18 protein-coding genes are annotated in these 22,591 nt (G+C 73.1%); 10 read left to right on the forward strand and 8 right to left on the reverse strand.

The genetic code is table 11. The features are described 5' to 3' along the window. Nucleotides 1–32 precede the first annotated feature (32 nt). On the reverse strand, nucleotides 33–1,079 hold the full coding sequence (locus HHL19_RS01005; RefSeq protein ID WP_169084561.1) for a LacI family DNA-binding transcriptional regulator: 1,047 nt from the start codon (nucleotides 1,077–1,079) through the stop codon (nucleotides 33–35). A gap of 350 nt (nucleotides 1,080–1,429) precedes the next feature. Here HHL19_RS01005 and HHL19_RS01010 point away from each other — a divergent pair, with 350 nt between their 5' ends. Genes HHL19_RS01010 through HHL19_RS01020 form a run of 3 tightly spaced genes read left to right on the forward strand, consistent with a single transcriptional unit; the run spans nucleotide 1,430 to nucleotide 4,544 of the window. Further along, on the forward strand, nucleotides 1,430–2,581 hold the full coding sequence (locus tag HHL19_RS01010) for a Gfo/Idh/MocA family oxidoreductase (protein ID WP_169084563.1): 1,152 nt from the start codon (nucleotides 1,430–1,432) through the stop codon (nucleotides 2,579–2,581). Continuing rightward, the gene (locus HHL19_RS01015; protein WP_169084565.1) at nucleotides 2,578–3,744 is read left to right on the forward strand and encodes a dihydrodipicolinate synthase family protein; all 1,167 of its coding nucleotides are present in this window, start codon (nucleotides 2,578–2,580) and stop codon (nucleotides 3,742–3,744) included. Before HHL19_RS01010 ends, HHL19_RS01015 begins: the two co-directional genes overlap by 4 nt. Further along, nucleotides 3,741–4,544 (forward strand): sugar phosphate isomerase/epimerase family protein, encoded by an 804-nt coding sequence (locus HHL19_RS01020; protein ID WP_346768220.1) that lies wholly within the window; start codon nucleotides 3,741–3,743, stop codon nucleotides 4,542–4,544. Before HHL19_RS01015 ends, HHL19_RS01020 begins: the two co-directional genes overlap by 4 nt. Here HHL19_RS01020 and HHL19_RS01025 read toward each other — a convergent pair. Beyond that, nucleotides 4,534–5,046: a DUF937 domain-containing protein gene (locus tag HHL19_RS01025; protein ID WP_169084567.1), complete on the reverse strand. Its 513-nt coding sequence runs from the start codon at nucleotides 5,044–5,046 to the stop codon at nucleotides 4,534–4,536. The genes HHL19_RS01020 and HHL19_RS01025 overlap by 11 nt on opposite strands. A gap of 100 nt (nucleotides 5,047–5,146) precedes the next feature. Between HHL19_RS01025 and HHL19_RS01030 the strand changes: the two genes are divergently transcribed. Both HHL19_RS01030 and HHL19_RS01035 read left to right on the forward strand, forming a co-directional pair. Next, nucleotides 5,147–7,378, forward strand: a complete 2,232-nt coding sequence (locus HHL19_RS01030; RefSeq protein WP_169084569.1) for an ATP-dependent RecD-like DNA helicase — start codon at nucleotides 5,147–5,149, stop codon at nucleotides 7,376–7,378. 178 nt (nucleotides 7,379–7,556) lie between these two features. Then, nucleotides 7,557–8,846, forward strand: coding sequence for a citrate synthase (locus HHL19_RS01035; protein ID WP_169084579.1), 1,290 nt, complete (start codon nucleotides 7,557–7,559; stop codon nucleotides 8,844–8,846). A 380-nt stretch (nucleotides 8,847–9,226) separates the two neighbouring features. On the opposite strand, the gene HHL19_RS01040 is transcribed toward HHL19_RS01035, so the two are convergent. The 3 genes from HHL19_RS01040 to HHL19_RS01050 form a co-directional block, all read right to left on the reverse strand. Further along, complete coding sequence (locus HHL19_RS01040) at nucleotides 9,227–11,434, reverse strand: heavy metal translocating P-type ATPase (protein WP_169084581.1); 2,208 nt, start codon at nucleotides 11,432–11,434, stop codon at nucleotides 9,227–9,229. Between the two features lie 78 nt (nucleotides 11,435–11,512). Next, nucleotides 11,513–11,737, reverse strand: coding sequence for a cation transporter (locus tag HHL19_RS01045; RefSeq protein ID WP_169084583.1), 225 nt, complete (start codon nucleotides 11,735–11,737; stop codon nucleotides 11,513–11,515). Between the two features lie 48 nt (nucleotides 11,738–11,785). After that, a complete protein-coding gene (locus tag HHL19_RS01050) occupies nucleotides 11,786–12,763 on the reverse strand; it encodes a PrsW family intramembrane metalloprotease (protein WP_169084585.1) in 978 nt (325 codons plus the stop codon). Nucleotides 12,764–12,827: 64 nt separating this feature from the next. Between HHL19_RS01050 and HHL19_RS01055 the strand changes: the two genes are divergently transcribed. Beyond that, nucleotides 12,828–14,066, forward strand: coding sequence for a cation:proton antiporter (locus HHL19_RS01055; protein ID WP_169084587.1), 1,239 nt, complete (start codon nucleotides 12,828–12,830; stop codon nucleotides 14,064–14,066). On the opposite strand, the gene HHL19_RS01060 is transcribed toward HHL19_RS01055, so the two are convergent. Continuing rightward, the gene (locus tag HHL19_RS01060; RefSeq protein WP_169084589.1) at nucleotides 14,041–14,733 is read right to left on the reverse strand and encodes a TetR/AcrR family transcriptional regulator; all 693 of its coding nucleotides are present in this window, start codon (nucleotides 14,731–14,733) and stop codon (nucleotides 14,041–14,043) included. The two genes, HHL19_RS01055 and HHL19_RS01060, sit on opposite strands and share 26 nt — an antisense overlap. 165 nt (nucleotides 14,734–14,898) lie before the next feature. Here HHL19_RS01060 and HHL19_RS01065 point away from each other — a divergent pair, with 165 nt between their 5' ends. After that, nucleotides 14,899–17,175, forward strand: a complete 2,277-nt coding sequence (locus HHL19_RS01065) for an MMPL family transporter (RefSeq protein WP_169084591.1) — start codon at nucleotides 14,899–14,901, stop codon at nucleotides 17,173–17,175. A 95-nt stretch (nucleotides 17,176–17,270) separates the two neighbouring features. Here HHL19_RS01065 and HHL19_RS01070 read toward each other — a convergent pair whose 3' ends face one another. After that, a complete protein-coding gene (locus tag HHL19_RS01070; protein ID WP_169084593.1) occupies nucleotides 17,271–17,468 on the reverse strand; it encodes a MerR family transcriptional regulator in 198 nt (65 codons plus the stop codon). Nucleotides 17,469–17,719: 251 nt separating this feature from the next. After that, nucleotides 17,720–18,637, reverse strand: a complete 918-nt coding sequence (locus tag HHL19_RS01075; RefSeq protein ID WP_169084594.1) for a sugar phosphate isomerase/epimerase — start codon at nucleotides 18,635–18,637, stop codon at nucleotides 17,720–17,722. 178 nt (nucleotides 18,638–18,815) lie between these two features. Between HHL19_RS01075 and HHL19_RS01080 the strand changes: the two genes are divergently transcribed. From HHL19_RS01080 to iolD, 3 genes are read left to right on the forward strand one after another with little or no spacing between them, the layout of a single operon-like run. Further along, nucleotides 18,816–19,829 (forward strand): PfkB family carbohydrate kinase, encoded by a 1,014-nt coding sequence (locus HHL19_RS01080; protein ID WP_169086182.1) that lies wholly within the window; start codon nucleotides 18,816–18,818, stop codon nucleotides 19,827–19,829. Between the two features lie 52 nt (nucleotides 19,830–19,881). Continuing rightward, nucleotides 19,882–20,736 carry a 5-deoxy-glucuronate isomerase gene (gene iolB / locus HHL19_RS01085; protein ID WP_169084596.1) on the forward strand — a complete coding sequence of 285 codons (855 nt, stop codon included), beginning with the start codon at nucleotides 19,882–19,884 and terminating at the stop codon, nucleotides 20,734–20,736. Then, nucleotides 20,733–22,589, forward strand: a complete 1,857-nt coding sequence (iolD, locus tag HHL19_RS01090; protein ID WP_169084598.1) for a 3D-(3,5/4)-trihydroxycyclohexane-1,2-dione acylhydrolase (decyclizing) — start codon at nucleotides 20,733–20,735, stop codon at nucleotides 22,587–22,589. Before iolB ends, iolD begins: the two co-directional genes overlap by 4 nt. Nucleotides 22,590–22,591: the final 2 nt, after the last annotated feature.

Raw genomic sequence — 22,591 nt, forward strand, 5'->3', positions numbered from 1 at the left:
GTGGCCGGGGCACGCCGTCCGCCCTTCCGCCGCTAGCTCCGCGGCGCCCCCGTCGAGTCCCGCACCACCAGCGCGCCCGGGACCGTCTCCGTGCCGGTCGGCGGGGCGTCCTCCGTGCCCATCGCCAGGCGGCCGGCCCGGACCCCGGACTCGTGGAGGGGGAGGTGGACGGTGGTCAGGGCGGGGACCGCGTCGATCGAGAAGGGGAGGTCGTCGAAGCCGGCGACGGAGACGTCGCCGGGGATCGACAGGCCCCGCTCCCGCAGGGCCGCGCAGACGCCGAGGGCCACCGTGTCGTTGGCGGCGACGACGGCCGTGAGCTCCGGGTCGCGGGCGAGCAGCTCCGCGACGGCCGCGTGGCCGGCGGCGCGGTCGTAGGGGCCGTGCACGGTCGGCCCCTCGGCGACGCCCGCCGCCGCGAGGGCCTCCCGGTGGCCCTCCAGGCGGTGCCGGGTGGTGGTGCGGTCGGCGGGGCCCGCGACGTATCCGATCCGCGTGTGGCCGAGGCCGAGCAGGTGCTCGGCGAGCCGGCGGCCCCCGGCGCGGTTGTCGAAGACGAGCGCGGCGAGGTGCGCGTCCCCGGGCACGGGCGGGCGCCCGCAGAGGACGACCCGGGTCCCGGCCTCCGCCATCCGGGCCAGCTTCGCCGCCGTCGCGGCCAGGTGCTCGGGGTCCTCCAGGGAGCCGCCCATGAGGATCACGGCGGCGGCCCGCTGTCGCTGGAGCAGCGTGAGGTAGGTCAGCTCGCGCTCGGGGGAGCCGCCGGTGTTGCAGACGACGGCCAGCTTCTCGCCGCCCGCCCGGCCCGAGCCGCCCTCGCCGATCGCGCTCTGCGCGGCGCTCGCCATGATCCCGAAGAAGGGGTCGGCGATGTCGTTGACCAGCACGCCGACCAGGTCGGAGGTGGCGGCGGCGAGTGAGCTCGCGGGCCCGTTCAGGACGTAGTCCAGCTCCTCCACGGCTCTGAGGACCCGCTCGCGCGTCGAGGCGGCGACCGGGTAGTTGCCGTTGAGGACGCGGGAGACGGTCGCGGGGGAGACCCGGGCGCGGGCGGCCACGTCCGCCAGGGTGACGGTCATCGCGTGCGTACCTCCGACTTCGTGCGTGCCTGCGCCTTCGTGAGCGCCTGCGCCTTCATGCGTGCCTGCGCCCTCGTGAGCGTCTGCGCCTTCGTGGGTGCGTCCGACTTCGTGCGTGCCTGCGCCATCGTGCGTGCCTCCGGCATCGCGTGCGTACCTCCAAGGCCGAAGGTGCGGGGCCCTTGTCCGGCGTGTTGTCGGCAGGCTAGCGTCATCCGCGTCAGAAAGCGCTTTCTATCGTCGCGCCGGAAGCGCTTTCTGTCCTGCCTCCGCGCATGCCCCCATGCCCGGAGGCGCCCAGCGAACGCAGTCGGACGAGGGCGCACGCCCGCCGGGGAGAGGAACATTCCGTGACACGCAGGACCATCCGCATCGCCATGAACGGCGTCACCGGGCGCATGGGCTACCGCCAGCACCTCGTCCGCTCGATCCTCGCCCTGCGCGAGCAGGGCGGCCTCGACCTCGGCAACGGCGAGGTCCTCTGGCCCGAACCGGTCCTCGTCGGCCGCCGCGAGCACGCCCTGCGCGCCCTCGCCGAGAAGCACGGCCTGACCGAGTGGTCCACCGACCTCGACGCCGTCCTCGCCGACGACTCGATCGACATCTACTTCGACGCCCAGGTCACCTCGGCCCGCGCCGGCGCCCTCGCCAAGGCCATCGAGGCCGGCAAGCACCTCTACACCGAGAAGCCCACCGCCGCCGACTTCGCCGGCGCCCTCGACCTCGCCCGCCTCGCCGCCGAGAAGGGGATCAAGCACGGCGTCGTCCAGGACAAGCTCTTCCTCCCCGGCCTGCTCAAGCTCAAGCGGCTCGTCGACGGCGGCTTCTTCGGCGAGATCCTGTCCGTGCGCGGCGAGTTCGGCTACTGGGTCTTCGAAGGAGACTGGCAGGAGGCCCAGCGCCCCAGCTGGAACTACCGCTCCGAGGACGGCGGCGGCATCGTCGTCGACATGTTCCCGCACTGGGAGTACGTCCTCCACGAGCTCTTCGGCCGGGTCACCTCCGTCTCCGCCGAGATCGCCACCCACGTGCCGCGCCGCTGGGACGAGCAGGGCAAGCCGTACGAGGCGACCGCCGACGACGCCGCCTACGGCACCTTCCGCCTGGAGGGCGGCGCCATCGCCCAGATCAACTCCTCCTGGGCGGTACGCGTCAACCGCGACGAGCTCGTCGAGTTCCAGGTCGACGGCAGCGAGGGCTCCGCCGTCGCCGGCCTGCGCAACTGCCGCGTCCAGCACCGCGGCCTCACCCCCAAGCCGGTCTGGAACCCCGACATCCCCGCCACCTACTCCTTCCGCGACCAGTGGCAGGAGGTCCCCGACAACGCCGACTTCGACAACGGCTTCAAGGCCCAGTGGGAGCTCTTCCTCCGCCACGTCGTCCTCGACGAGCCGTACCACTGGGACCTCCTCGCCGGTGCCCGCGGCGTCCAGCTCGCCGAACTCGGCCTGAAGTCCGCCGCCGAGGGCCGCCGCCTCGATGTCCCGGAGGTCTCCCTGTGACCCTCCACCTCCCGAACCCCGGCGGCGGCACGCGCGCGTACGACCCCCGTACCGAACCGCTCGCGCCCACCGCGCCCGGACCGCTCACCTCCCGTACGGTCTTCTCCGCCGCGCACGTCGTCGCCGACCCGTACGCCGACACCACCCCCGACGGCCCCGCCGCCGTCGACTGGGACGCCACCCTCGCCTTCCGCCGCCACCTCTGGTCCCACGGCCTCGGCGTCGCGGAGGCCATGGACACCGCCCAGCGCGGCATGGGCCTCGACTGGGCGGGCGCCGCCGAACTCATCCGCCGCTCCGCCGCCGAGGCGAAGGCGGAGGGCGGCCGGATCGCCTGCGGCGTCGGCACCGACCAGCTCACCGGACCGGCCGGCCTCGCGGAGATCAGGGCCGCGTACGAGGAACAGCTCGCCGTCGTCGAGGAGTCCGGCGCCCAGGCCATCCTCATGGCCTCCCGCGCGCTGGCCGCCGCGGCCGCCGGCCCCGAGGACTACCTCGACCTCTACGGCCACCTGCTCCGGCAGGCGTCCGAGCCGGTCGTCCTGCACTGGCTGGGGCCCATGTTCGACCCGGCGCTCGACGGCTACTGGGGCTCCGCCGACCTCGACACGGCCACCGAGACCTTCCTCGACGTGATCGCCGCCCACCCCGACAAGGTCGACGGCGTCAAGATCTCCCTCCTCGACGCCGGCCGCGAGATCGCGCTCCGCCGCCGGCTCCCCGAAGGCGTCCGCTGCTACACCGGCGACGACTTCCACTACCCCGAGCTGATCGCGGGAGAGGCCCCTTCGGACGGCGGGCGCTTCAGCCACGCCCTCCTCGGCATCTTCGACCCGCTCGGCCCCCTGGCGGCGGAGGCCGTCAGGACCCTCGACACCGGCGACACGGCGGGCTTCCGCAAGCTCCTCGACCCGACGGTCGCGCTCTCCCGCCACCTCTTCGAGCCCCCGACCCGCTACTACAAGACGGGCGTCGTCCTCCTCGCCTGGCTCGCCGGCCACCAGGACCACTTCACCATGGTCGGCGGCCTCCACTCGGCCCGCTCCCTGCCCCACCTGGCCCGCGCCTACGAACTCGCCGACGGCCTCGGCCTCTTCCCGGACCCGTCCCGCGCCGAGTCCCGCATGCGGGCCCTCCTCACCGTCCACGGAGTCCCCCAGTGAACCTCGACCGCTTCAGCATCAACCAGATGACGGTGAAGCAACTCCCGCTGCCGAAGCTGGTGGAGGAGTGCGTCCGCCTCGGCGTCCCCGGCATCGGCCTCTGGCGCGACCCGGTGAAGGAGTACGGCGTCGACGAGACCGCGGCCCTGATGCAGGAGGCCGGCCTGAAGGTCACCACCCTCTGCCGCGGCGGCTTCTTCACCACCGACGGCTGGGAGGCCGACAACCGCGCGGCGATCGACGAGGCGGCGGCGCTCGGCACCGACACCCTGGTCCTCGTCTCCGGCGGCCTGCCCGCCGGCAGCCGCGACCTGCCCGGCGCACGCGCGCGTATCGCCGACGCCATCGGCACCCTCGCCCCCTACGCGGGCGAACGCGGAGTCCGGCTCGCCATCGAACCCCTCCACCCCATGTACGCCTCCGACCGCTGCGCGATCTCCACCCTCGACCAGGCCCTGGACATCGCCGAACGCCATCCGGCCGACCAGGTCGGCGTCACCGTCGACACGTACCACCTGTGGTGGGACGAGAACGCCCCGGCGGCGGTCGAGCGCGCCGCCGCCGGAGGCCGCGTCCACTCCTTCCAGCTCGCCGACTGGACGACCCCCCTCCCGGAAGGCGTCCTCGACGGGCGGGGCCAGCTCGGCACCGGCGCGATCGACCTCACCTGGTGGTCGGGGCTTCTGGAACGCGTCGGCTACACCGGCCCGGTGGAGGTCGAACTCTTCAACGACACGCTGTGGGCGAGGGACGGCGTGGAGGTCCTGGAGGAGACGCTGGAGGCCTTCCTCAAGGTCTGAAGCCCGGTCCGGCCCCGTGTGCGGCGGGGCCGGGCCGCTCCTGCTTCCCGCCGCCCAGCAGGTCGCCCAGGCCGCCGGTCCTCTTCGTGGCGGCGCGTTTGGTGAGGACCGCGAGGACCACCGGGACCAGGAGGTCGACGGCGCGGGCGACGGTGGTCGGGGGGAGGCCGGTGCGTCTGGCGACGGCGTCGGCGGCGGGTCTGGCCAGCTTGGCAAGGACGCCTGCCATCAGGCCGCCGGCCGCGAGGCCGCCGAAGGTGGCGACGCCCTGGAGCGGGGGTTCCTGGGAAGCGACCTCGTCGACGGCGGCCTTGACCTCGTCCGCGCTGGCGGGCTCGGCCGCGGCCTGTCGCAGTTCGCCGGAGAGCTCCGCGACGGAGCCGCCCACCAGGTCCCGCGCGCCCGCCAGGTCGGTGCCGGCGAGCACGGCGATCTCCGCCAGACGGTCCTCGCCGAGTTCGGCCAGGACGTCGTCCCGGAAGGAAACGCTGCTTTCGCTCATGTCCGGAACGCTACGGTTCCGCCGCCGGTTCGGCACCCCGGCGCGGGAGTTGTCCACAGCCCCGCCAACCGTTGTCGGCGGCCTTCGCTACGGTCGGTCCATGTCCAACGAGGGTCAGCCGTTCCGCCCCGCCGTCCTGGAGGGCGTGCTGGAGAGGATCACGTACGCCAACGAGGAGAGCGGCTACACGGTCGCCCGGGTCGACACCGGGCGGGGCGCGGGCGAGCTGCTCACCGTCGTGGGCGCGCTGCTCGGTGCGCAGCCGGGGGAGTCGCTGCGGATGGAGGGGCGCTGGGGGTCGCATCCGCAGTACGGCCGGCAGTTCCAGGTGGACAACTACACGACCGTGCTGCCCGCCACCATCCAGGGCATCCGGCGCTATCTCGGCTCCGGTCTGGTGAAGGGCATCGGGCCGGTCTTCGCCGACCGCATCACCACCCACTTCGGCCTGGCGACCCTCGACGTCCTGGAGGAGGAGCCGGGCCGGCTGATCGAGGTGCCGGGGCTCGGGCCGAAGCGGACGAGGAACATCACGGCCGCCTGGGAGGAGCAGAAGGCCATCAAGGAGGTGATGGTCTTCCTGCAGACCGTCGGCGTCTCCACCTCCATCGCCGTGCGCATCTACAAGCAGTACGGCGACGATTCGATCTCCGTCGTCCGCGAGCGGCCCTACCGGCTCGCCGCCGACGTCTGGGGCATCGGCTTCCTCACCGCCGACCGGATCGCCCAGTCCGTCGGCATCCCGCACGACAGCCCCGAGCGGGTGAAGGCCGGCCTCCAGTACGCCCTGTCCCAGTCCGCCGACCAGGGGCACTGCTTCCTCCCCGAGGAGCGGCTGATCGCCGACTCGGTGAAGCTGCTCCAGGTGGACACCGGGCTGGTCATCGAGTGCCTCGCCGAGCTCGCCGACGACCCCGAAGGGGTCGTCCGGGAGCCGGTCCCCGGCCCGGAGGGGGAGCCGGTCACGGCCGTCTACCTGATCCCGTTCCACCGGGCGGAGCTCTCCCTCGCCGGGCAGCTCCGACGGCTGCTGCGCACCCCGGAGGACCGGATGCCGGCCTTCCGGGACGTGGCCTGGGACAAGGCGCTGGCCTGGCTCGCGGACCGGACGGGGGCCACGCTGGCGCCCGAGCAGGAGCAGGCCGTGCGGCTCGCGCTGACCGAGAAGGTCGCGGTCCTCACCGGCGGCCCCGGCTGCGGCAAGTCCTTCACGGTCCGGTCCGTGGTGGAGCTGGCCCGGGCCAAGAAGGCGAAGGTGGTCCTCGCGGCGCCGACCGGCCGGGCCGCCAAGCGGCTCGCCGAGCTGACCGGTGCCGAGGCCTCCACCGTCCACCGGCTGCTCGAACTGAAGCCGGGCGGGGATGCCGCGTACGACCGGGACCGGCCGCTCGACGCGGACCTCGTGGTGGTCGACGAGGCGTCCATGCTCGATCTGCTGCTGGCGAACAAGCTGGTCAAGGCGGTGGCGCCGGGCGCCCATCTGCTGCTCGTGGGGGATGTGGACCAGCTGCCGTCGGTCGGCGCCGGTGAGGTGCTCGCCGACCTGCTGGCCCCGGGCAGCCCGGTCCCGGCCGTCCGGCTGACCAGGATCTTCCGTCAGGCCCAGCAGTCCGGCGTGGTCACCAACGCGCACCGGATCAACGAGGGGCTCCCGCCGGCAACAACGGGACTGCCTGACTTCTTCCTCTTCGCGGAGGAGGAGACGGAGGACGCGGCCCGGGTCGCCGTCGAGGTCGCCGCGCGGCGTATTCCGGCCAGATTCGGACTGGACCCGCGCCGGGATGTACAGGTTTTGGCGCCGATGCACCGGGGACCGGCCGGGGCGGGCGCGCTGAACGGGCTGCTCCAGCAGATGATCACTCCGGCCCGTCCGGACGTCCCGGAGAAGCGGTTCGGCGGCCGGGTCTTCCGGGTCGGGGACAAGGTGACCCAGATCAGGAACAACTACGAGAAGGGGGCGAACGGCGTCTTCAACGGTACGGTCGGAGTGGTGACGGCGCTGGACCCCGTGGAACAGCGGCTCACCGTCCGGACGGACGAGGACGAGGAGGTGCCGTACGGCTTCGACGAGCTGGACGAGCTGTCCCACGCGTACGCGGTCACCATCCACCGTTCGCAGGGCAGTGAGTATCCGGCTGTGGTGATCCCGGTCACCATGAGTGCATGGATGATGCTCCAGCGGAACCTGCTGTACACGGCCGTCACCCGCGCCCGGAAGCTCGTCGTCCTGGTCGGTTCGCGCCGCGCGATCGCCCAGGCGGTGCGTACGGTCTCGGCCGGCCGGCGCTCTACCGCACTGGCCCATCGCCTCACAGGGGGCGCCCCCGTGTGAAAGATCACGGAGGGCTTCCGGAACCGGGGCGAAGGGGGCAGGATGAGCAGGTTGGCGGCACTGAGTGCCGCCGATTGGCCCAATGGCGACCCCGAGTGCACTCTCCTGAGCCAAGTGGGGGATGGTAGAGACAGTCAGGGCACCTCGAAGAAGAGGCACTACGTCGGTGAGGGATGACGTGAGCGACAACTCTGTAGTACTGCGGTACGCGGACGGTGAATACACCTACCCGGTGGTCGAGAGCACCGTCGGCGACAAGGGCTTCGACATCGGGAAGCTGCGAGCCCAGACCGGTCTGGTCACCCTGGACAGCGGATACGGCAACACCGCCGCCTACAAATCCGCCATCACCTACCTCGATGGTGAGCAGGGCATCCTGCGGTACCGCGGCTACCCCATCGAGCAGCTGGCCGAGCAGTCCACCTTCCTGGAGGTGGCCTACCTGCTGATCAACGGCGAGCTGCCGAAGGGCGAGGAGCTCGCCACCTTCCAGAACGAGATCACCCAGCACACGCTGGTCCACGAGGACGTCAAGAACTTCTTCCGCGGCTTCCCGCGGGACGCCCACCCGATGGCGATGCTGTCGTCCGTGGTCTCCGCGCTGTCCACCTTCTACCAGGACAGCCACAACCCGTTCGACGAGACGCAGCGCCACCTGTCGACGATCCGGCTGCTCGCCAAGCTGCCGACGATCGCGGCGTACGCGTACAAGAAGTCGATCGGCCACCCGTTCGTCTACCCGCGCAACGACCTCGGCTACGTCGAGAACTTCCTGCGCATGACGTTCTCGGTGCCGGCGCAGGAGTACGACCTCGACCCGGTCGTCGTCTCCGCGCTCGACAAGCTGCTCATCCTGCACGCGGACCACGAGCAGAACTGTTCGACGTCCACCGTGCGTCTGGTCGGCTCCTCGCAGGCGAACATGTTCGCCTCGATCTCGGCCGGCATCTCCGCCCTCTGGGGCCCGCTGCACGGCGGCGCCAACCAGTCGGTCCTGGAGATGCTGGAGGGCATCCAGGCCAACGGCGGCGATGTCGACTCCTTCATCCGCAAGGTGAAGAACAAGGAGGACGGCGTCCGCCTGATGGGCTTCGGCCACCGGGTGTACAAGTCCTTCGACCCGCGCGCCAAGATCATCAAGGCGGCGGCGCACGACGTCCTCTCGGCCCTCGGCAAGTCCGACGAGCTCCTGGACATCGCGCTGAAGCTGGAGGAGCACGCGCTCTCCGACGACTACTTCGTCTCGCGCAACCTCTACCCGAACGTGGACTTCTACACGGGCCTCATCTACCGCGCGATGGGCTTCCCGACCGAGATGTTCACCGTGCTCTTCGCGCTCGGCCGCCTTCCCGGCTGGATCGCCCAGTGGCACGAGATGATCAAGGAGCCGGGCTCCCGCATCGGCCGCCCGCGCCAGATCTACACCGGCGAGGTCCTGCGCGACTTCGTCCCGGTCGACGAGCGCTGAGCCGACCCCGCACAGGTCGCCTGAGAAGCCTCCACGGCCGACGGCAGGACGTACAGAAGCGCCCCGCTCTCCGATCCCCCCACGGGTCGGCGAGCGGGGCGCTTCTCATATTCCCGGAGCGGATTCCCCCCACGGGATCCGGGCCGGGCGTCATGCGCGCGGTCTGCCGGGGTACGTACGGGAGGGCCGCTCAAAGCTCCCCGTGCACGTGCCCCGGCCGCGCTTGCCTGCCGGGACGTCCCCCAAGACCTCCCGGCGAACGTCCCCCAAGACGTTCTGGCATCGCCCACTTAGACTCGCGAACAGCCCAGATGGTTACCCCCCAATATCTGTGATCTAGGTCTCTTTGTGAAGGACTTGTGCGTCACGTGTAGGTGAAATCAACGGAACCGCCGCAGACGAAGGCTGTTGGACACGACGAAGACGGACGAAAAGGCCATGGTCAGGCCCGCGATCATCGGGTTGAGCAGTCCGGCCGCGGCGAGCGGTAGCGCGGCCACGTTGTAGCCGAAGGCCCACGCCAGATTTCCCTTGATCGTCGCCAGGGTCCGCCGGGAGAGCCGGATCGCGTCGGCGGCGACCCGCAGGTCGCCCCGGACGAGGGTGAGGTCGCTCGCCTCGATGGCCGCGTCCGTCCCGGTGCCCATCGCGAGCCCCAGATCGGCCGTGGCGAGCGCCGCCGCGTCGTTCACGCCGTCGCCGACCATCGCGACCGTACGGCCCTCTTCCTGGAGTCTGCGGACCACGCCGGCCTTCTCCTCCGGCAGCACGTCGGCGATCACCTCGTCGATGCCCACCTCGGCGGCCACGGCCTCCGCGACGGCCCGGTGGTCGCCGGTGAGCAGCACCGGCCGCAGCCCGAGGCCGCGGAGCCGGGCGACGGCCTCGGCGCTGGTGTCCTTGACCGCGTCGGCGACGGCGAGGGAGCCGCAGAAGACCCCGTCCCGGGCGACGAGTACGGCCCCGGTGGCCACGCCGTCCGGCACGGCCACGTCCTCGGCGGCGAGCAGCGCGGCCCGCCCGGCGAGGACGAGGGCCCCGTCGACGGAGCCGCGGACGCCGAGCCCCGGCACGTTCTCGAAGCCCTTGGGGACCGGCAGCTCGCCGACGGGGATCCCGAGGCGCTCGGCGGCGCCGGCGGCGACGGCCCGGGCCACGGGGTGCTCGGAGGAGTGCTCCAGGGCCCCGGCGAGCCGCAGCAGCTCCCGCTCGTCGGTCCCGGCGGCCGGGTGGACGCCGGTGAGGGTCATCCGGCCGGTGGTGACCGTGCCGGTCTTGTCGAGGACCACGGTGTCGACCCGGCGGGTGGACTCCAGGACCTCGGGCCCCTTGATGAGGATGCCGAGCTGGGCGCCCCGGCCGGTGCCGACGAGCAGCGCGGTCGGGGTGGCGAGGCCGAGGGCGCAGGGGCAGGCGATGATCAGGACGGCGACGGCGGCGGTGAACGCGGCGGTCGCGCCGGCCCCGGAGCCGAGCCAGAAGCCGAGGGTGGCGAGGGCGATCAGCAGGACGGCGGGGACGAAGACGGCGGAGATCCGGTCGGCGAGCCGCTGCGCCTCGGCCTTGCCGCTCTGCGCCTCCTCGACGAGCTTCGCCATCCGGGCGAGCCGCGTCTCGGCGCCGACCCGGCCGGCCCGGACGACGAGCCGCCCGGAGACGTTGACGCAGCCGCCGGTGACGTCGGAGCCCGCGGTGACGTCGGCGGGCAGGGACTCGCCGGTGAGCAGGGAGGTGTCGACGGCGGAGGAGCCCTCGGTGACGGTGCCGTCGGTGGCGATCCTCTCCCCGGGGCGTACGACGAAGAGCTCTCCGGTCCGCAGGTCGGCCACCGGCACCCGTACCTCCCCGCCCTCTCTGAGGACGGCGACGTCCTTGGCGCCGAGTTCCATGAGGGCCCGCAGGGCGGCGCCGGCCTTCCGCTTGGCGCGGGCCTCCAGGTAGCGGCCGAGCAGGATGAAGGTGACGACCCCCGCGGCCACCTCCAGGTAGATCGCGGAGGAGCCGTCGGAGCGGTCGGCGGTGAGGTCGAAGCCGTGGCGCATGCCGGGCATGCCGGCGTCGCCGAGGAAGAGCGCCCACAGGGACCAGCCGTAGGCGGCGAGGGTGCCGACCGAGACGAGGGTGTCCATGGTGGCGGCGCCGTGCCGGAGGTTGGTCCAGGCGGCCCGGTGGAAGGGGAGGCCGCCCCAGAGGACGACGGGGGAGGCGAGGGCGAGGGAGAGCCACTGCCAGTTGTCGAACTGGAGGGCGGGGACCATGGCGAGCAGGACGACGGGGAAGGCGAGGACGGCGGAGACGACGAGGCGCCGGCGGAGCGCGGCGAGCTCGGGGTCGGCGGCGCCCTCCTCCTCGGGGGTCTCGGGCTCCGGAGGCGCGGGTTCCTCGGCGGTGTAGCCGGTCTTCACCACGGTGGCGATGAGCGCGTCGACGCCCACCTCGGGCGCGTGCTCGACGCGGGCCTTCTCGGTGGCGTAGTTGACGGTCGCGGTGACGCCGTCCATGCGGTTGAGCTTCTTCTCGACGCGGGCCGCGCAGGAGGCGCAGGTCATTCCGCCGATGGTCAGCTCGGTGACGGTGGTGCCGGGCATGTGCGGTTCCAAAAAGGGAGGAGCGGGGCCGTACCGCCAACGGTACGACCCCGCTCCGACACCGGTGCGGCGCCCGGGTCAGACCAGCTCGTAGCCGGCCTCGTCGACGGCGGCGGCGACGGCCTCGCGGTCGAGCGGGGCGGCGGAGACCACGGTGACCTCGCCGGTCTTGGCGACGGCGGTGACGGAGGAGACGCCGGGGATCGCGGAGATCTCGCCGGAGACGGCGCCCTCGCAGTGGCCGCAGGTCATGCCCTTGACCTGGTAGACGGTGGTCAGTTCGGTCTGCGTCTCGGCGGCCATGACGTTCTCCTCTTCGGTTCGGGGCCTTACGGTGACGATGCTATACCCCTAGGGGGTATAAAATCCAGTCCTCTCGGGTGTGGGTCGCGCGAGCGAGCGCAGCCACGCCAGCCCCACCAGTGTCACCAGCACCAGACCGCCCACCGAGAAGAGGGTGAAGAGGTGTTCCTGTTCGGAGGTGGGCTCCGGGAGGTACCCCTGGGCGAAGAGCGAGCGGTCCAGGTCCGTGGTGGTCAGCTGGAGCACCAGCCAGAGCGCGATCCCGTGCATCGAGTCCCAGAGCGCGTGCAGCGCCGCCACGCCCAGGTAGGTGCCGATCACCGGCCCGGCGAGGCGGAAGCGGCCGTCGGGGCGGCGGAAGGAGAGGAGCACCGCGCCGGCGATGGCCGTCCACAGGCCGTGCCCGAAGGGGGCGAGCAGCCCGCGGAGGACCTCCGTCTCCAGGAGGGAGCGCAGGTCGATGCCGTCCATGGTGACGGCGGCGTTGAAGGCGTACCCCGCGCTCTCGAAGGCGGCGAAGCCGAAGCCGACCGTCCCGCCGAGGACCAGGCCGGCACGCCGGCCGCGCAGCCACGGCCGGTGGCGGACCACGAACATCAGGGCGGCGAGCTTCACCGCCTCCTCGATCAGGCCCACCCCGAGGAACATCCACAGGGACGGGTGGAGCAGGTAGTACTCCATGACCGAGGCGCCGAGCACGCCGAGGATGCCGCCGGTGACGAAGCAGCCGAGGATCACCGGGAGCCCGAGGTCGCGGCCGTGCCGCTCGTACGCCCACAGCACGAAGACGCCCGGGACCAGGAAGCTGCCGAGGAGGATCAGGGTGGGCAGCAGGGTGGTGTTGGCGGTGGCGTACGTGACCACGGCCGTCAGCGCCCACAGGGTCAGGCCGCCCCACAGGCACCGCTTCCACAGGCCGGGGCGCGGCCCGGCGGGCTCGGGCGGGGCGGGTGGCGGCGGGGGAGGGGGCTGGTGGGGCTGATGGGGCTGGTGGTGGGGCTGGGGTGTGGGCCGGTGCTCGTACATCCGCGGGCCTCCAAGTCCCTCCGCCGACGGGGCATCTGACCGGAGCTTATGGTAGATACCCGATATGTCGCATTCGGGGACCACACTCGTCCTGATCATGGTGATCGCCGTCCTGGCGCCGCTCCTGGCGTACTGGGTGGGGCGCCGCGTCCCCGTGCCGCTCGCCGTCTTCGAGATCCTCCTCGGCATCGTCATCGGCCCCGACGTCCTCGACTGGGCCCACTCGGACGCGCTGATCGACGGCCTCTCGGAGCTCGGCCTCGCCATGCTGATCTTCCTGGCCGGGTACGAGATCGAGTTCGGCAAGGTCCGCGGGGACACCCTCAGGCGCTCGGCGTGGGCGTGGCTCGCCGCGCTCGCCCTCGGCCTCGCCGCCGGCGTCCTGCTCGGCGGCGGCTACTCCACCGGTGTCTTCATCGGCGTCGCCCTCACCAGCACCGCGCTCGGCACCGTCCTGCCCGTGCTGCGGGACTCCGGCGGGCTGCGCGGCCGCTTCGGCTCGGTCGTCATGGCCTTCGGCGCGGTCGGCGAGTTCGGGCCGATCATCGCCATGGCGCTGCTGCTCAGCGGGCGGACGGCGGCCCAGTCGACCGCGCTGCTCGCGGTCTTCGCCGCGCTCACCGCGGCCGCCGTCTACTGGGCGCTGCGGCCCCGCCCGCCGTGGTTCGCCAACGTCATCGCCAAGACCCTGCACACCAGCGGGCAGTTCGCGGTCCGCTTCGTCTTCCTGCTGCTCGCGCTGATGCTCGGGGCGTCGACGGCGCTCGGCCTCGACGTCCTGCTCGGCGCCTTCGCCGCCGGGCTCATCACCCGGCTCGTGCTCACCGGGGCCGCGCCCGAGGCCGGACCGGAGATCCTGGGGAAGGTCGAGGGGGTCGGCTTCGGCTTCCTGGTGCCCGTCTTCTTCGTCGTCACCGGTATCGAGTTCGACCTGGACTCGCTGCTCTCCGGCGGCCGGGCGCTGCTCCTCCTGCCGGTCTTCCTGCTGCTCTTCCTGGTGGTGCGCGGCGGCCCGATGTGGTTCCTCGCCCCGCGCGACCTCGACCGGAAGGACCGGGGCGCGCTGGTCCTGTACGGCTCCACCGCGCTGCCGCTCGTCGTCGCCATCACCACCATCGGCCTGGACGACAAGGCGCTGTCGGCGGGCGAGGCGGCGGCGCTGGTGGGCGCCGGGATGGTCTCCGTCCTGGCCTTCCCGCTGCTCGCGCTGAAGGTGCGGGCGGGCCGGGACCGGGAGCCGCAGGAGGGGGACGGGGAGGAGGGGGAGGGGGAGTCGGTCAGCGGGGCGTCGGAGGCGTGGTGAGAGGCGGCGTGGTGGTCGGCGCGGTGGTGACCGCCGCGTCGGTCGGCGTCTCGTCGAAGACCGGGGCGAGGTAGCGGACCAGCACCTTCTTCAGCTCACCGATCGCCGCGTCCCGCACCGGGCCCTCGGGGGCGGCGACGATCAGCGCGAGTCCGCCCTTGAAGACGGCGAAGGCCATGTCGGCGACCCGGTCGAGGTCGGCGGCGGCGAGCGGCGGGACGGCCCGCGCGCCGATCGTCTCGCGGACCTGGGAGAGCAGCGAGGCGTGCAGCTCGTCGTGCTCCTCGGCGATCCGGCCCGGGATGTCGGAGCCGTGCATCAGGGCGAGGAAGGCCGGGTTGAGGCAGTTGAACTCGATCATCGGGTCGAGTACCGCGTCGACCAGCTCCGGCAGCGGCAGCGCCATGTTGGCCGGGGTGAAGACCTGGCCGTGGGCGGCGCGCATCTGCTGGATGAGCCGGCCGCCCAGCTCGACGGCGATCGCTTCCTTGTTCGGGAAGTACTGGTAGAGCGTGCCGGGTGAGACCTTGGCCTCGCGGGCGATCGCGTTGGTGCTGGCGGCCGTGTAGCCGCTGGCGCAGAACACGTCGGCGGCGGCCTGGAGCAGCTGGGAGATGCGGCGTTCGCCGCGGGCCTGTCGGCGGCGCGGCTTCGGGTCCTCGGGCATGGCTGTCCCCAGTCCTCCTCGATACGCATTGACAAACACGAGAGGTCGCTCGCATTCTTGAAATACGCGAGCGATCACTCGTGTTTGCCAGTCTATGGCAATGGAGGGCCCTCGTGACCTGCCGGGAAGCGAGCACGAGGGCCACGGTGAAGGGGACACCGCGTCATGCCCGAAGTCAAGAAAGCGCCTTCCGCGGGGGGTGCCGGCCCGGCCGGAGGCGGAAGCCCCGTCCGGGGCGGGGGATGGACGCGGTTCGTGACCGCGCGGCCCCGGCTCACCCTGCTCGTCGCCCTGGTCCTCACCGCCCTCGCGGTCCTCGCCGGCGGCGGCGTCGCCGACCGGATGGGCAGCGGCGGCTGGGAGGACCCGGCCGCCGAGTCCACGTACGCCACCGAGGAGCTGGAGCGCGCGTTCCCCGGCTCCCAGCCCAATCTGCTGCTCCTCGTCGACGCCGGGAAGGCCGGGGTCGACGATCCCGCGGTGGCCGCCGAGGCCCGCCGGCTCACCGAGCGGCTCGCCGCCGAGCCGGGCATCGAGGGCGTCGGCTCCTACTGGACCACCGGCTCGCCCGCCCTCCGTTCCGAGGACGGCACGCAGGCCGTCGTCGCCGCCCGGATCGCCGGCGAGGAGACGGCCGCGGGGAAGGTCCTCGACCGGATCGCCCCGGAGTACCGCGGCACCCACGGACCTGTCGAGGTCACCCTCGGCGGCGGCCTCGCCGTCCGCCACGAGATGCAGACGATCATCCAGGAGGACCTGCTGCGGGCCGAGCTGATCGCCCTGCCGCTCACCCTGATCCTGCTCGTCATGGTCTTCGGCAGCGCCGTCGCCGCCCTGCTGCCCCTCGGCGTCGGCATCGTCGCCATCCTCGGGACGAACGCGGTGCTGCGCGGCATCACCGAGTTCACCGACGTCTCCGTCTTCGCGCAGAACCTCACGACCGCGCTCGGCCTCGGCCTCGCCATCGACTACGCGCTCTTCGTCGTCCGGCGCTACCGCGAGGAGCTCGCCGCCGGAGCCGAGCCGTCCGCCGCCGTCCGCACCACCCTGCGCACCGCCGGCAGGACCGTACTCTTCTCCGCCCTCACCGTCGCCGTCTCGCTCGCCGCCATGCTCGTCTTCCCGCAGTACTTCCTGCGCTCCTTCGCCTACGCGGGCATCGCCGTCGTCCTGCTCGCCGCGACCGCCGCCCTCACCCTGCTCCCGGCCGCCCTGGTGCTCCTCGGCCACCGGGTCGACGCCCTCGACCTGCGCCGGCTGTTCCGGCGCCGCCGCGCCCCCGCCGAGGAGGCCGCGGAGCGCACCGGCTGGTCCCGGGCGGCCGGCCTGGTGATGCGCCGGGCCCCCGCCTTCGCCGTCCTCACCACCGCCGGTCTCGTCCTCCTCGGACTGCCCTTCCTCGGCGTGAGGTTCGGCACCGCCGACGACCGCCAGCTGCCCGCCACCGCCACCTCCCGGATCGTCCAGGAAGAGCTGCGCGCCGGCTTCCCCGGCGAGCCCGGCGGCGCCCTCACCGTCCTCGTCGAAGGCCCCGCCACCCCCGCCGAGCACGCCGCCTACCGGGAGCGGATCGCCGGACTCGACGGCATCGTCCGCGTCGACGGCCCCGTCGTCTCCGGCTCCGGCACCGGCGCCCGCGCCTACTACAGCGTCGTCCCCGAAGGGACCGCCGTCGGCGAGCAGGCCCAGCGGGCGGTCGGCGCCCTGCGCGCCGAGGAAGCCCCCTTCGCCACCTCCGTCACCGGACAGGCCGCCGTCCTCGTCGACTCCAAGGACGCCATCGGCGAGCGGCTGCCCTGGGCCGCCGGCATCATCGTCCTCGTCACCCTGCTGCTGGTCTTCCTGCTCACCGGCAGCGTCCTGATCCCGGTCCAGGCCGTGGTCCTCAACGCCCTCAGCCTCACCGCGATGTTCGGCGCCGTCGTCTGGGTCTTCCAGGACGGGCACCTCTCCGGCCTCCTCGGCTTCACCGCCACCGGCGACATCGAGACCACCCTCCCGGTCCTCATGTTCTGCGTCGCCTTCGGCCTCTCCATGGACTACGGCGTCTTCCTGCTCTCCCGCATCAAGGAGGAGTACGACACCACCGGCGACCACGAGGGCGCCGTCCGCTTCGGCCTCGCCCGCACCGGCGGGCTCATCACCGCCGCCGCCGTCATCCTCGCCGTCGTCATGGTCGCCATCGGCACCTCACGGGTCACCAATACCAAGATGCTCGGCCTCGGCGTCGCCCTCGCCGTCGTCATGGACGCCATGGTGGTCCGCAGCCTCCTCGTCCCCTCGGTCATGAAGCTGACCGGCCGCCTCACCTGGTGGGCGCCCGGACCGCTGCGCCGCTTCCACGACCGCTTCGGCATCAGCGAGTCCGAGACGGCACCCGGACCCGGGAGCGCGGACGGCGACCGGGAGGCGATACCCGAGACCGTCGGCGCCCGGGGCTGAGACCGCCCGGGGCTGAGACCGGCCGGAACACGGCGCGGCGCCGACCCCCGGACTCCTCCGGAGGACGGCGCCGCGCACGGGCCGGACGGACGGGATCAGTCGCGGCGCGCCCGGTTGCCGGGACGGCTCGCGACCCACTTCCGGACGGTGTCCGCGTACCAGAAGGGCTTGCCGGCCTCGACGTGGTCCGGCGGCGGCAGCAGCCCGTGCTTCCGGTAGGAGCGGACGGTGTCGGGCTGGACCCGGATGTGCGCGGCGATGTCCTTGTACGACCAGAGGCTTCTGTCCGTCATGCCTGTACCTCCCTCACGCCCCGTGCCGCGCAGCGGTGGCGGGGGGTGCCGTTCGGGGGCGCTGCGGGCGGTGGCGTCGGCGATCACCGATCCTGTGCCCGGTGTACGCCCCTTGCGGACGGGACCGCCGCGGCTGTGGAGCGTCTGTGACACGGAGCCCGCGTAACGGAGACACCTGTGACAGAGGAGCGAAAGTCGTGACAGAAGTGACGCATGGTCACAGCGGCGCGTCCGCGTGCGGGCGCCCCCGGTCACACCCCGCAGGAGCGGAGGTAGCCGCGGGTGCGCAGGGCGATCGGGTAGGGGGCGTCCGGCTCGCACGGGTACATGTCCTGCTCCACGATGGCGAAGAGCTCCCTGCCCAGCGCCGCCGCGGCCGCCAGGACCGGCTCCAGGGCCGGCACCCCGGCCGGCGGCTCGCACATCACGCCCCGCGCCACCGCCGGGCCGAACGGCAGCTCCTCGGACCGCACCTCCGCGAGCACCGCCGGATCCACCTGCTTCAGATGGAGGTAGCCGATGCGCTCCCCATAGGTCTCGATCAGCTTGACGCTGTCCCCGCCCGCGTACGCGTAGTGCCCGGTGTCCAGGCAGAGCGCCACCGCCTCCGGATCTGTGGCGTCGAGGAAGCGGGTCACGCTCTCCTCGTCGTCGAGATGGGTGTCGGCATGCGGATGGACCACGATCCGCAGCCCGTACCGCTCCCGCACCTCCCGGCCGAGCCGCTCGGTCAGCGAGGTCAGCTGCCGCCACTGCTCCGGCGTCAGCACCCGGTCCTCCAGGACCTCGCCGGTTCTGTCGTCCCGCCAGAAGGAGGGGATCACCACCAGATGCCCGGCGCCCATGGCCTGCGCCAGGGCCGCGTTCTCCGCGACGTGCGCCCAGGTCCGCTCCCACACCGCGGGTCCGTGGTGCAGCCCGGTGAAGACCGTGCCCGCCGACACCCGCAGCCCGCGCCGGGAGGTCTCCTCGGCGAGCAGCGCCGGATCGGTGGGCAGATAGCCGTACGGCCCCAGCTCGATCCACTCGTAGCCGGCCCCCGCCACCTCGTCGAGGAACCGCTGCCACGGGACCTGACGGGGATCGTCGGGGAACCACACCCCCCAGGAGTCCGGGGCGGATCCGATCCGGATGCGGGAGGGCGACGGCGACGGCGACGGCTTCGTCATGCCAGCCACCTTGACCGCGCCCCGGACCAGCGTCAAGACAGCCGCCCGACCTGCCGAAGGAGGACCGAATGTCCGGACATGTCGTTGACACGCCTCCGGGCGGACGGTTAGACCTGGAAACGGACGCCGGAGTCGAGAGGTGGCACGGGTGGAGTCGGAGCCGTACGACCTGATCACCATGGGGCGGCTCGGCGTCGACCTGTATCCGCTCCAGAGCGGCGTCGGACTCGACCGGGTCGAGACCTTCCGGCGCTTCCTCGGCGGCTCCCCGGCCAACGTGGCGGTCGCCGCCGCCCGCCTCGGCCGCCGCACCGCCCTCGTCAGCCGCACCGGCGCCGACGCCTTCGGCAGCTACCTCCGGCGCGAGCTGAAGGAGTACGGGGTGGACGGCCACTGGGTCACCGAGGTCCCCGAGCTCCCCACCCCCGTCACCTTCTGCGCCCTCTTCCCGCCCGACGACTTCCCGCTCACCTTCTACCGCCGCCCCAAGGCCCCCGACCTGGAGATCCACCCCCACGAGCTGGACCTCGACGCGATCCGCGCCGCGCGCGTCCTGTGGACCACCGGCACCGGCCTCAGCGAGGAACCCAGCCGCTCCGCCACCCTCACCGCCCTGCGGGCCCGCTCCGGCGGCCGCGCCCCCACCGTCCTCGACCTCGACTGGCGCCCCGCCTTCTGGCCCGACCCGGCCACCGCCCGCCCCCACTACACCGAGGCCCTGCGCCACGCCACCGTCGCCGTCGGCAACGCCGAGGAGTGCGAGGTCGCCACCGGGGAGAGCGACCCGGAGGCCGCCGCCCACGCCCTCCTCCGCCTCCTCGCCCCAGAAGCCCCCGGAGCCCCGGAAGCCCCCGCGGCCCCCGCCGGCCTCGGTGCCGTCCGGCTCGCCGTCGTCAAGCGGGGGCCCGAGGGCGTCCTCGCCGTCGCCGCCGACGGGCGGCGCGCCGCCGTCCCGCCGCTGCCGGTCGAGGTCGTCAACGGCCTCGGCGCCGGGGACGCCTTCGGCGGCGCCCTCGTCGACGGCCTCCTCGCCGGCCTGCCGCTGGCGGAGACCCTGCGCCGGGCCGCCGCCGCGGGCTCCGTCGTCGCCGGCCGCCTCGGCTGCGCCCCCGCGATGCCGGACGCCGCCGAGATCGACCGCGCCCTCGCCGCGGGCTCGGGCACCCTCCCGCCGGGAGGCCCCCACCGGTGACCGCTCCGCACGACCCCCGCACCCGTCTCCTCCGCACCGAGGACACCCGCACATGACAAGCTCCGACAGCCCGAGCCACCCGCCCCGGCCGCCCCGCCCGCACCGCCTCCACCTCCCCGCGGGGGTCGCCGCCCGGGGGCCGTACGCCCTCGACATCGAGCCGGGGACCGCCGGATGGAGCCGTTCCGCGCTCCGGATCCTCGACCTGCCGCCCGGGACGGAACACACCTTCGACAGCGCCGATGCCGAATGGGTGGTGCTTCCCCTCGCCGGGGCCTGTACCGTGCGCGTCGACGGGGAGATTTTCGAACTCGGGGGCCGGGAAAGCGTGTTCGCCTCCGTGTCCGACTTCGTCTATGTACCGCGCGACGCCCACGCCCAGATCTCCTCCGGCGCGGGAGGCCGCTTCGCTTTGGCAGGAGCGAACTGCGAGCGACGACTCCCCGCCCGCTACGGCCCCGCGCCGGAGGTCCCCGTCGAGGACCGCGGAACCGGCGACCGCGCCCGCCGGGTGCGGAACTTCGCCGCGGCCGACGCCTTCCCCTGCGACCGGCTGATCGCCGTCGAGGTGATCACCCCCGGCGGCCACTGGTCCTCCTACCCGCCGCACAAGCACGACGAGCACCGCCCCGGGGCCGAATCCGTCCTGGAGGAGATCTACTACTACGAGATCGAGGACCCGCGCGGCTACGCCTACCAGCGGATCTCGCCCTCCCGGCCCGGCGGCGCCGACCTCCTCGCCGAGGTCCGGCACGGCGACGCCGTCCTCGTCCCCGACGGCTGGCACGGCCCCTCGATCGCCCAGCCCGGCCACGACCTCTACTACCTCAACGTCATGGCCGGACCCGGAACCGAACGGGAGTGGCGGATCAGCTTCCACCCCGACCACACGGAGGGATACAAGTGACGCGCTCCACCGTCGCCCAGGCCCTCGTCCGCTTCCTCGCCGCCCAGTACACCGAACGCGACGGCGAACGGCACCGGCTGATCGCCGCCACCTGGGGCATCTTCGGCCACGGCAACGTCGCCGGGATCGGCCAGGCCCTGATCGAGGAAGACGGCATGCCCTTCCACCAGGGCCGCAGCGAACAGGCCATGGTGCACGCCGCCGTCGGCTACGCCCGCCAGCGGAACCGGCTCTCCGCGCACGCCGTCACCACCTCCATCGGCCCCGGCGCCACCAACCTCGTCACCGGCGCCGCCCTCGCCACGATCAACCACCTCCCGGTCCTGCTCCTGCCCGGCGACACCTTCGCCACCCGCCCCGCCGACCCCGTCCTCCAGCAGCTCCAGGTGCCGGGCGCCGGCGACGTCTCCGTCAACGACTGCCTGCGGCCCGTCTCCCGCTCCTTCGACCGGATCGTCCGCCCCGAGGCCCTGATCCCGGCCGCCCTGGAGGCGATGCGGGTCCTCGCCGACCCGGCCGCCACCGGCGCCGTCACCCTCGCCCTCCCGCAGGACGTGCAGGCGGAGGCGTACGACTGGCCCGAGGAGTTCTTCGCCGAGCGGACCTGGCGGATCCGCAGGGCCCGCCCCGACCGGGCCGAACTCGACGCCGCCGCGCGGGCGGTGCGGGAGGCCGCCCGCCCGCTGCTCGTCGCCGGCGGCGGGGTCCGCCACAGCGCCGCCGAGGACGCCCTGCGGGCCTTCGCCGAGCGGGCGGGGCTCCCCGTCGCCACCACCCAGGCCGGCAAGGGCGTGCTCCCGCACGACCACCCGTGCGAGGTCGGCGGTCTCGGCCACACCGGCACCGCCACCGCCAACGGCCTGGCCCGCGCCGCCGACCTGGTCATCGGCGTCGGCACCCGCTACACCGACTTCACCACCGCCTCCGGCACCCTCTTCGCCCCGGACGCCCGCTTCCTCAACCTCAACGTCACCGGCTTCGACGCCCACAAGCAGGCCGCCCTCCTGCCGCTCGTCGCCGACGCCCGCGAAGGCCTCACCGCCCTCACCGAGACCCTCGGCGACCACCCGGCCCGGCCGGTGACCTGGGCCGCCGCCAAGGCGGCCTGGGAAGCCCGCGTCACCGCCGCCCACGCCGCCCCCGACGACACCGCCCGCCCCACCCAGACCCAGGTCCTCGGCGTCCTCGACACCCTGGTCGACGCCACCGACATCCTGATCAACGCCGCCGGCTCGCTCCCCGGCGACCTCCACCAGCTGTGGCGGACCCGCTCCCGCGACCAGTACCACGTCGAGTACGGCTACTCCTGCATGGGCTACGAGATCCCCGCCGCGATCGGCGTCCTGCTCGCCGCCCCCGGCCGGCCCGTCTGGGCGCTCGTCGGGGACGGTACGTATCTGATGAATCCCACCGAGATCGTCACCGCCGTGCAGGAACGGCTCCCGCTGAAGCTGGTGATCCTCCAGAACCACGGGTACGCCTCCATCGGCGGCCTCTCCGAGGCGGTCGGCGCGGAGCGGTACGGCACCGACTACCGCCACCGCGCCGAGGACGGAGGCTTCACCGGCCCCCCGCTCCCCGTCGACCTCGGGGCCAACGCGGCCTCCCTCGGACTGCGGGTCCTACGCCCCCGCACCATCCGTGACCTGCGGGAAGCCCTCGCGGACGCCCGGGCCACCACGGATCCCACATGTGTCTACATCGAGACCGAAACGGCAGACAGTGTGTCGGGCCCGCCCCCGGCCCAGGCGTGGTGGGATGTGCCCGTGGCCGAGATCTCGACCCGCCCGTCGGCGGTCAAGGCCCGTGAGGAGTACGACCGGCACGTCACCGCCCGACGCCGCCATCTCTGAAG

Origin of the sequence: Streptomyces sp. R302 (genome assembly GCF_012927245.1) — a bacterium.
Taxonomy (GTDB): Bacteria; Actinomycetota; Actinomycetes; order Streptomycetales; family Streptomycetaceae; genus Streptomyces.

What these genes read in the sequence shown, in the direction of transcription:
- HHL19_RS01040 (WP_169084581.1), bottom strand. Translation starts at nt 11,434, where the DNA reads ATGCCCGGCACCACCGTCACCGAGCTGACCATCGGCGGAATGACCTGC.
- HHL19_RS01060 (WP_169084589.1), bottom strand. Translation starts at nt 14,733, where the DNA reads ATGCCCGAGGACCCGAAGCCGCGCCGCCGACAGGCCCGCGGCGAACGC.
- HHL19_RS01080 (WP_169086182.1), top strand. Translation starts at nt 18,816, where the DNA reads ATGGGGCGGCTCGGCGTCGACCTGTATCCGCTCCAGAGCGGCGTCGGA.
- HHL19_RS01025 (WP_169084567.1), bottom strand. Translation starts at nt 5,046, where the DNA reads ATGAGCGAAAGCAGCGTTTCCTTCCGGGACGACGTCCTGGCCGAACTC.
- HHL19_RS01070 (WP_169084593.1), bottom strand. Translation starts at nt 17,468, where the DNA reads ATGACGGACAGAAGCCTCTGGTCGTACAAGGACATCGCCGCGCACATC.
- HHL19_RS01045 (WP_169084583.1), bottom strand. Translation starts at nt 11,737, where the DNA reads ATGGCCGCCGAGACGCAGACCGAACTGACCACCGTCTACCAGGTCAAG.
- iolB (WP_169084596.1), top strand. Translation starts at nt 19,882, where the DNA reads ATGACAAGCTCCGACAGCCCGAGCCACCCGCCCCGGCCGCCCCGCCCG.
- HHL19_RS01050 (WP_169084585.1), bottom strand. Translation starts at nt 12,763, where the DNA reads ATGTACGAGCACCGGCCCACACCCCAGCCCCACCACCAGCCCCATCAG.
- HHL19_RS01075 (WP_169084594.1), bottom strand. Translation starts at nt 18,637, where the DNA reads ATGACGAAGCCGTCGCCGTCGCCGTCGCCCTCCCGCATCCGGATCGGA.
- HHL19_RS01055 (WP_169084587.1), top strand. Translation starts at nt 12,828, where the DNA reads ATGTCGCATTCGGGGACCACACTCGTCCTGATCATGGTGATCGCCGTC.
- HHL19_RS01030 (WP_169084569.1), top strand. Translation starts at nt 5,147, where the DNA reads ATGTCCAACGAGGGTCAGCCGTTCCGCCCCGCCGTCCTGGAGGGCGTG.
- HHL19_RS01005 (WP_169084561.1), bottom strand. Translation starts at nt 1,079, where the DNA reads ATGACCGTCACCCTGGCGGACGTGGCCGCCCGCGCCCGGGTCTCCCCC.
- HHL19_RS01065 (WP_169084591.1), top strand. Translation starts at nt 14,899, where the DNA reads ATGCCCGAAGTCAAGAAAGCGCCTTCCGCGGGGGGTGCCGGCCCGGCC.